This window comes from Desulfonatronospira sp., assembly GCA_003563255.1.
GTDB lineage: Bacteria > Desulfobacterota > Desulfovibrionia > Desulfovibrionales > Desulfonatronovibrionaceae > Desulfonatronospira.
Window position 1 is genome coordinate 1 of record PWSL01000005.1, and the last position, 9,036, is coordinate 9,036.

General features: G+C 52.3%; 6 protein-coding genes and 1 pseudogene. 3 read left to right on the plus strand and 4 right to left on the minus strand.

Translation table 11 applies throughout. From position 1 onward, the window contains the following. Both QZP87_RS00145 and QZP87_RS00150 read right to left on the minus strand, forming a co-directional pair. Window positions 1-283: pseudogene (locus QZP87_RS00145) on the minus strand (hypothetical protein); the annotation flags it as partial. Between the two features lie 585 nt (window positions 284-868). After that, entirely contained in the window at window positions 869-1,267 is a 399-nt protein-coding gene (locus QZP87_RS00150; RefSeq protein ID WP_291320902.1) for a hypothetical protein, read from the minus strand. A gap of 623 nt (window positions 1,268-1,890) precedes the next feature. On the opposite strand from QZP87_RS00150, the gene QZP87_RS00155 reads away from it, so the two are divergent. After that, complete coding sequence (locus tag QZP87_RS00155; RefSeq protein WP_291320903.1) at window positions 1,891-4,521, plus strand: ATP-binding protein; 2,631 nt, start codon at window positions 1,891-1,893, stop codon at window positions 4,519-4,521. Between the two features lie 23 nt (window positions 4,522-4,544). After that, window positions 4,545-5,951, plus strand: coding sequence for a sigma-54 dependent transcriptional regulator (locus tag QZP87_RS00160; protein WP_291320904.1), 1,407 nt, complete (start codon window positions 4,545-4,547; stop codon window positions 5,949-5,951). A 486-nt stretch (window positions 5,952-6,437) separates the two neighbouring features. On the opposite strand, the gene QZP87_RS00165 is transcribed toward QZP87_RS00160, so the two are convergent. Then, the gene (locus QZP87_RS00165; protein ID WP_291320905.1) at window positions 6,438-6,647 is read right to left on the minus strand and encodes a hypothetical protein; all 210 of its coding nucleotides are present in this window, start codon (window positions 6,645-6,647) and stop codon (window positions 6,438-6,440) included. Window positions 6,648-6,673: 26 nt separating this feature from the next. After that, on the minus strand, window positions 6,674-7,228 hold the full coding sequence (locus QZP87_RS00170) for a DUF4168 domain-containing protein (RefSeq protein WP_291320906.1): 555 nt from the start codon (window positions 7,226-7,228) through the stop codon (window positions 6,674-6,676). 1,207 nt (window positions 7,229-8,435) lie between these two features. Between QZP87_RS00170 and QZP87_RS00175 the strand changes: the two genes are divergently transcribed. Continuing rightward, the coding region (locus QZP87_RS00175) for a cache domain-containing protein (protein ID WP_291320907.1) at window positions 8,436-9,036 on the plus strand (601 nt) is incomplete at its 3' end.

Genomic DNA, 9,036 nt, shown 5'->3' on the forward strand with positions numbered 1-9,036 from the left:
CTTGATTTCTATCGCCCCAAAGAGCATCGCCGCCTGCACCACCGAACTGCATCTGAACAACAGCCCTCAGGTTTTCATTGGCAACGAAATTAAAGGTGCTCCGGAACCTCTGGTAGAAATTAAGGGAGTCGCTGTCATCATCTTTGTCAAAGTTTGGGTTTTTGACATAGTTGCCATGCACCCTGAAGTCGCCGCCGGAAATGGTCAGCTGAGCAGCCTTGGCCATGCCTACGGTGCCCAGGATAAAGGCGGCCATGACGGCCAGAATAATCAAACGTTTCATAATGGTTCCTCCTTTTACATCTTAAGTTTTTGCGGACTCAAGATCTGTTGATGATCAGTGTACCTGACGCCTGGGCCGAACTGTTGCGGGGCAAGGGGTGTGGGGTGTGAGGGTGCCTTTTGCGCCTGTATCCTGCCTGCAGACCCTTGCCGTTGCTGTCGGCCTGTCTGAATATTTAATTGAGCCGAAAATAAAATGCAAGCTTTTTTTGTCAAAATAATGTTAAAAGTTAAAAATTTTTTACGGTGCAAGATTTTGTACTCTGAGAAGGCATGGGGTATGGAGAGGATGAAACCCTGCCTGTCACGCATATTGATTAATCAACGCCGAAAGCGTTCCTCCGGAGCAGGGTTTATTGACAACTGCACCTGTACATCCCGGCCCCGGCGGGACTGCAATGTGCCCAGTCCATGGGCTGAAGCACCCCGAGCGTCTCTGGTCCAGGTCGAACATTGCCAGGGGTTTGCCTGTATATTCCCTGACCAGCCGGCTCAGCCGCTCATAAATCCCGGGGCGTAAGGTACAGGTATTTCCCGCAAACAGGCACTTCCCGGGCTTCCTGCTTCTTTGCTTCTGATCTATTGATCAGGCAGCGGTTTCCCCGTATGCACAGGCACCTGCCTGTTCACGGTTCCAGGCCCGGCTCAAAGTCTTCCAGAGTCTCCTGCAGCTTTCTTCAGAAACCTGGCCGCAGTAAAATCCTCTTGGACTCCGGGAAGCAGCTCCTGCAATATGATTGAGAAGGTTGTCAGGCATATGCCTGATTGTGCCGGCCTGGTCCTGGGGGTTCATATGGGCCAGCACCCGGGAGGCATGCCCGGGTTCAAGCATACCGAGTACACGCGCGGCTTCTCTGGGGGAAACGGGTTCAAGGGCGCAGGCCAGGTCCAGCGGATGAAGACTTTTACAGAATTTATGCAGCAGCTCTGTTTCGTCTTTTTCAAGATATTTTTGCAGGGAATGGTTGATGTAGGGTGTAGACATGGGTTCACCTCCTTAAAAAATGCCGCCGTGCAGTGAAGCGGCGGACCTGGAGGAGAACATGCTGGATGGGGATATTTATCCGGAGTGCACGGCTCCTGCCGCCTCTTCACCTGAAGACGGTGCTTTGGGTTCCGGTTGTTGATGATCAGCGCCTTGAAAGCGCCTGATACTGTCTGCTTCCATGGATGCTAAAGCTCCTGTTGAGGTTGTCTCAGGCCGGCTGCCCGCTGCAGCCGACTCCAAACGCAGGTGAATTTGTATTATTTACAGACTGTTGTCAAGTAGGATATTATTTGCTCAGATCTGCCGTTTTCCATAAGATTCATTGTCGGGTATCTGTTTAGCGTTTTTAAGGAAAGCAGGGGACAGGCACTCCGGGACCCACTTGAGCATCATTTTGTGCTAAAAAATATCTCATTTTCTGGGACAATCACGCCTCAGGCGTGACTGAAGAGCCAGTCCCCCTCCGGGCTGTATGCCTCCGGGCAGGAAGCCATGCCACATGCAAAGCGCTAAACAGAGTAGTGTCGGGCTTTACAAGCCATGGATGTTCGGTTTAACATGTACCGGAATTTATCATTCAGCAAACTTTTAACTCCTTTCTGAAAAAACCAGGCTGTCAAGTGTCAACCCGTATACTGCTTGCCCTTGTAGTAATATTTATCACCCCGTCCCCGGCCTTTTCCCAAAAAGAGGAGGCCGGGAACTTTTCAGTTTTTTACCTCAACTCCTACCATGACGGTTACGCCTGGTCAGACGACATCCGTGAAGGCATCAGGCACAGGTTCGATCAATCCGGGCACCGGATGGAAATCCAGATGGAATATATGGATACCAAGGTATTCCATCGCCCCGGGGTAACCCGCAGGCTCCTGGAGCTCTACCGTGAAAAGTATGCGGATGAAGAATACGACATAGTAATCGTTTCCGACGATGATGCCCTGGACTTCATGCTGGACTACGGAGACGAGCTGTTTCCGGGGCTGCCCATAGTCTTCTGCGGCATCAATCACCTGGAAGAGGAACTCCTGGACCGGGAGAGCACCACCGGCATCGTGGAAAACTTCAATGTGCGCAAGACCCTGGACCTGGCCCTCTCCATTCACCGGGGCAAAAATCGTATGGTGGTCATAGGCGACGAATCCACCACGGGTATAGCCATCAAGGGGCAGATAAAGGAAGCTGTACCCGATTTTCAGGACAGGCTGGATTTTGAGTTCTGGACCCAGTACTCGCTGGACGAGATTGCAGACAAGGTCAAAGGCCTTTCAGAGGATACCCTCCTTTACTTCATACCTTTTTTCTATTCCGCCGGAGGCCAGGTGTTTTCCGCCGGGGAAATGCTGGAAAACGTAGCCGGGTTCAGTGATCTGCCCATCTACAGCAACTGGGAATTTCTCCTGGGCCACGGCATGGTGGGCGGCAACCTCATCAGCGGTTTTGAGCACGGTTCCGTTGCAGCCGGTATGGCCCTGGACATTCTGGAAGGTAAAAGACCTGCTGATATCCCCATTATCCACGATATAGTGGATCAAAACATGTTTGACTACAACGTGCTGCAAAAGCAAGGGATAAAGCAGACCCAGCTTCCCCTGGGCAGCCTGATGATCAACGAACCACCGGCATTTTACGAACTGGACAAGCAGGTCTTCTGGGTAATCATGTCCAGCCTGGGGGCGCTTCTGATTATCCTGGCCTTTCTGGTGCGCAGCATCATTCACAAACGCATCGTGGAAGGAAGGATCCGCAACCAGCTGGCCTTTCAGGAGAGTCTCATGGACACTATCCCCCAGCTGATTTGCTGGAAGGACCTCAACCAGCGCTACATGGGTGCCAATCAGGCTTTTACCGACTTTTTCGGCATCGAGTCCCCGGAGAAGATCATGCACCAGACGGACACCCTGCTCATGCCTACCCGGGATTTCGCCCAGTGGGCCGCCCGCATGGACAAACAGGTGATCCAGACCGGCCGGGCCCTGAGAAAAGTGCGCGTGTCGGTCAGAGATCAAAACGGCGATTCTTCCTGGCTGGAGGTAAACAAAATTCCCCTGAGGGATGAAAAGGGGGAAACAGTCGGCACCCTGAGCACGGCGGAAAACATCACCAACGAGATAAACCTGGAACGCCAGCTTCTGCAGTCCCAGAAAATGGAAGCCATGGGCACCCTGGCCGGGGGCATCTCCCACGACTTCAACAATATATTGACCTCCATAATGAATTCCACAGAACTGGCCCAGGGGGACCTGGATCCTGATTCCCCGGCTTATCAGGACCTGGCAAGGGTGCTCAAGGCCTCTAACCGGGGCCGGGACCTGGTCCAGCGAATTCTGGCCTTCAGCCGTCCCTCCCAGGAGGGCTTCCGTCCCACGGTATTGCCGGAACTGGTGCGGGAATCAGTGTCTCTTCTGCAATCCTCCCTGCCCCGCAACATAGAGGTCCGTTCCAGCATCAGCGGCGGCTACGAACCGGTCAACGTAGATCCGACTCAGATTTCCCAGGTGGTAATGAACCTGTGCACAAACTCTTTCCAGGCCATGCAGGACCAGAAAGGAGTCCTGACAGTAAACCTGGAAGAGATCGAGCTGGATGTATACCGGGCCGAAGACATGGACATGCCCGCCGGCAAAACCTTCAGGCTGGAGATATCAGATACGGGTCCGGGCATAGACCGCCGGGACCTGGACAAAATCTTCGACCCCTTTTTCACCACCAAGGCCCAGTCCGGCGGCACGGGCCTGGGCCTGGCCGTGGTCATGGGCATAGTCAAAAACCATAAAGGGAGCATCCAGGTGGACAGCAGGCCGGACCAGGGCACGTGCTTTGAAATCTTTCTCCCAGCAAGGGAACCTGGACAGCAGGAATCAGCACCTTCCAGTGCTTCCCTGAAAACAGGCAGCGGCACTCTGCTCTTTGTGGAAGACGACCAGGACCTGCTGGAAACCACCCCCAGGAGCCTGCAGGCCCTGGGCTACACAGTTTACACTGCTTCCAGTGCCAGAGAGGCCCTGACAATTATGGGCCAGGGCATTTTATTCGACCTGGTTTTGACGGATTTCGACATGCCCGGGCTTAATGGAATTGAGCTGGCCCGGGCAATCCTGCAAAAACACCCCCGAGTTCCGGTAATGCTCATTACCGGACGCATTCAGGCCCTGGAGGGTGTCCAGCAGCCGGACAACATCCGGTTCATTCTATCCAAACCATTTAATCGGGCTGATTTGTCCCAGGCGGTATCAACGGCCATACCTGACTGAAACAACCATAGAGACACAATAATATGCCCCGAGTACTTGTAGTAGACGATGATCCTGAAGTAAAATCCACCATGTCCAGCCTGCTTTCCCGCCAGGACATTCCACATGGCCTGGCGCACGATATGGCCTCCACCAGGCTTGCCCTGCAGGCAGCCAGGTTCGACCTGATTCTTCTGGATGTGGGTTTGCCCGACGGCAACGGCCTGGACCTGTTGCCGGAAATAAAGGCCCTTGAAAACGCCCCGGAAGTCATAATCCTCACCGGTCGCGGTGACAGCCAGGGTGCTGAACTGGCAATTGAAAGAGGTGTCTGGGATTATCTCTTAAAGCCCTCCCCCATCAAGGAGATAAAACTGAGCATCTCCAGGGCTCTCAAGTACAGGCAGCAGAAAGAAAGCGCCCGCCCCCGGGCCCTGGATCTGACCGCGGTGGTAGGGTCCAGCCCGGCCATGCAGTCCTGCTATGACCTTCTGGCCTGCGCCGCCGCCTCGGATTCCAATATTTTGATCACCGGTGAAACCGGGGTGGGCAAGGAACTTATGGCCCGGACAATCCATTCCAACAGTCCGCGCTCAAAGCAGCCTTTCGTGGTGGTGGACTGTGCCGGAATCACTGATTCCCTGGTGGAAAGCACTCTTTTCGGACACTGCAGAGGCGCGTTCACCGGGGCCATGGCCGACCACACCGGTCTCATCAGCCAGGCACACCAGGGGACACTCTTTCTGGACGAACTGGGAGAACTGCCTCTGGCAATTCAAAAATCACTGCTCCGGGTGCTGCAGGAAAGAAAATTCCGCCCGGTGGGATCCAGCCGGGAGCAGAAAAGTGATTTTCGCCTCATGGCCGCCACCAACCGGGAACTTGAAGCCATGGTACTGGAAGGTATCTTTAGAAATGATCTGTATTTCCGCATCAAGACCATGCATATGCACCTGCCCCCTTTGCGGGAAAGGGTTCAGGACATAAGATCCCTGGCCATGCACTTCGTGGATAAGTTGTGCACCAGAAACAGCCTGCCTCCCAAAGGTCTGGGCGCGGACTTTCTGGAAACCCTGGAAGCCTACACCTGGCCAGGAAATGTTCGTGAACTGTGTAATGTCATAGAACAGGCCCTGGTGGCCTGTGCCGGTGAAACCAACCTCTACTCCATGCATCTGCCCAAGGAAATCCGCATAAAAGTCACACGCTCCAGAGTGGAGCAAAGCTCAGCAGAAGATCTGACGGAACATGCATGCCCATGTCGTTCAAACGGCTCAAAAATTGACCATCCTGTATCATCGTTCAAGGACTTCAAACAGGAGTGCGAAAAAAAATACCTGCTGGGCCTGTTGCAGCAATTCCCGGGTGACGTACCCAGCATGCTCAAACTCTCCGGCCTGTCACGTTCACACTTCTATTCTCTGCTCAAAAAATACGGGCTGGACACCTGATGCTCGTAAACAAACACGATAAAAGTTGAGGCCCTCCACAGGGAGGGCCTCGGGTCAGGAGGGGGTTAGCACATGGGAAGATAAGCAGGTCTATTTTAAAGCCTGGTTCTTCTTCCCCGGGGTCTCTGAATTCGTCACCTTCAGGAGGCTGGTATCCATCAGGTGCGGGCTGCTGGTAGCCTTCAGGCGGTTGTTCTTCAAAACCTTTTGTATAAATTATCGCCCCGGCCACCGGGGACAGGCACTTTTGCCGACCTCAAACCGTAAAACGGCCTGACTATCCGGCGGCAAAAGAGCCAGTCCCCTTCCTTACATTAATTGTTAATAGGGTTAGGCAGTTAATTAAGGCTTTTGTTCTTCAACAATTAACAATTAACTGATATCAAATTTTTGTTTTTGCTTTGCTTGTTTGCTTTGCTTGTTGCGTGTTCCCAGGCTCCAGCCTGGGAACATCGCTTTTTTGTGGCTCCAGCCACTTCCTGTCAGTTAAAAGGCTGGTTCTGTTCCGGGTCCGGTCCCAGGTTCTGCACCAGGTTGCTGTCTGGGTTCGCCCCGTTCGGGTGCTTCATATTCTTCAGGATCAGGCTGTTCATACCCTCCCGGAACTCCTGCAGGTTCGTGTCCCGGTCCGCAACCTGCAGATAAGCCCAGCATCAATACTGCAGTCATTGTCAGCAGCATACTTTTCCAGCGCATGTTTGAGACTCCTTAGTATTTTTTCTTTAATAAGCCTGATCCACGTTCAACCTGTCCAGCAGCTCGTTTCTCAGCTCTTCGTCAACCTGAGCGGCTTCCATGGCCTGGTTGTATGTTTCTACGTCCAGCCCCTGGTTTTCTACGGCCTCAACCATTTTTTCACCGGCTTCTTCCTGCATCTGCTGGGCTCTTTCAGGATCCTCAATGCCTTCCAGGTCGGCCTGGAATTCTTCCCGGACCTGGGTTACAGCTTCGTAGGCGTCGGCCACCTGGTCCAGTTGTTCAGAGCTTAAGTCCACTTCGGGAGCCTGCTGCTGCATCATTTGCTGCTGCTGTTGCTGATCAGGCTGGTGTTCCTGCTGTTGCTGCTGTTGCTGCTGATCAGGCTGATATTCCTGATATTCCTGCTGTTGCTGTTGATCAGGCTGATATTCCTGCTGTTGCTGCTGATCAGGCTGATATTCCTGATATTCCTGCTGATCAGGCTCATACTGCTGGGCTCCGACCTTGGCGGCTACCCCCAGGATAAACATAGCAGCTATAGACAAAACCAAAACCTTGAAACTTTTTTTCTGATACATATTTACCTCCTCTAAGCTTGATTTGTTATTCATCAGAAACGTTAAGTATTTTAGCATCAGCCGTGCCATAATGTGCTGGTGTCGGTTGAATAGCTTCGTAGAGCGGGTGGAAAGGCTTTGCAGGCCCAGGGGATTTTTTGTTTAAGCTCCAGCAATAAAGACACATATTACCAAAGTGACACACTATGAGTTCAAGTGTCTACGTTCCTGGTTCCTGGTTCCTGGTTCTTCGTTCCTGGTTCCTGGTTACCTCTCGTTCCCAGGCTCCAGCCTGGGAACGCTTTTTTAACATAATGCCTGCATAATCTGGGGGTTTATCGCTCCCACGCTCTGCGTGGGAGCGTATCTGGACCGCTTTGCGGTCATTGGTGGACGCGGAGCGTCCGGAAGATGTTCCCACGCAGAGCGAGGGAACAATAAAGAGGATTTAACTGGGCGTCTTTGCGTGAGAAAAAAATGGGTTGCGGGTATAGCCCGCCTTAGACTTACTCCTGAAACCCTGCCTGCTCCGCATATGGCGTGATTAAGCAACTCTGAAAGCGTTCCTGCGGAGCAGGGTATAATGGGGCCTGCCCGGTGAAACAACTCCTCGCGTTACAGATTTGCTGGGTTTAACCGGGTCACAAAAAACAAGAAAAATTTCGAGCAAAGACGGGGCTTGAACGCTTGGCAGTGGGACGGTCCCCGCTGAGAATTATCACGCGAAGACGCGTGACAAAGGCAACCAGTTTTGCTAAGGAGAAAGTACACTAACCAAAATAATGTTGTCACGGTGACTGTCCCAAGTGGGATAAGAGCACTGCATTATCCTGGGTTGCGGGTATGGCCAGCGTTTGATTTTTATTAAGCCTACGGCAATGAGCGGAAGTAATCCATTGCCCTGACTGCAAAGACTACCAAAGTCGGGACAGAGTCCGGCTCCAGCTCCGGTCTGGCCAGGCTGGAGGATGGATGGTCCATCTTGCTGGGCCTGGTGCATCTACTGTCCGGATCCGAAAAAATCGTAACTTCTCAATAACTCCGGGCGATCTTACACTAAGAAAATACCTGGATTCCTGCTTTCGCCGGAATGACGAATGAAAACAGGTCGTTGCATTGTGATGTCATACCGGCGGAAGCCGGTATCCAGGAATACTGCCCGGAGTTATTGAGAAGTTACAAAAAATCTGCTCGAACATCAGGCCTGAAACTTAAGCGGGAGGAAAAAATGAAATTAAGCAGCATAAGAACTAAGCTGGCGGTTGTGGGGGTAATTCCCATAGTTTTGTTTCTGGCCCTGATCATTATCTATTTAATTCCTGTGCTCGAAGAGACTATTTTTCATGAGAAAGAAATTCAAACCATGGAAATGGTTAATACTGCTTTAGGAATCATTGAGAATCTGCATCAGAAGGAAATGCAGGGGGAGCTCAGCCGGCAGGAAGCCCAGGAAAGAGCAATGGAATCCATCGCTTCCATGACTTTCGGTGAAGACAGACAGGATTACTTCTGGATCAACGATTATGTGCCCAACATGGTTATGCATCCTTTCAGGCCGGACCTGGATGGAGAATATATCGGAGATTTCCAGGATCCGGACGGATTGCGGCTCTTTCAGGAGATGGTGGAAGCAGTGGAACGTCATGACGCCGGTTATGTCGAGTACCAGTGGCAATACTATGATGACCAGGACCGGATAGAACCCAAACTGTCCTATGTTGCCGGCTTTGAGCCCTGGGAATGGATCGTGGGCACTGGAGTATATATCCATGACGTACAACAGATTGCCGGAGAAACCCGAAATACATCCTTATTCTGGACTGGCGTAA

What these genes read in the sequence shown, in the direction of transcription:
- QZP87_RS00150 (WP_291320902.1), bottom strand. Translation starts at nt 1,267, where the DNA reads ATGTCTACACCCTACATCAACCATTCCCTGCAAAAATATCTTGAAAAA.
- QZP87_RS00160 (WP_291320904.1), top strand. Translation starts at nt 4,545, where the DNA reads ATGCCCCGAGTACTTGTAGTAGACGATGATCCTGAAGTAAAATCCACC.
- QZP87_RS00165 (WP_291320905.1), bottom strand. Translation starts at nt 6,647, where the DNA reads ATGCGCTGGAAAAGTATGCTGCTGACAATGACTGCAGTATTGATGCTG.
- QZP87_RS00170 (WP_291320906.1), bottom strand. Translation starts at nt 7,228, where the DNA reads ATGTATCAGAAAAAAAGTTTCAAGGTTTTGGTTTTGTCTATAGCTGCT.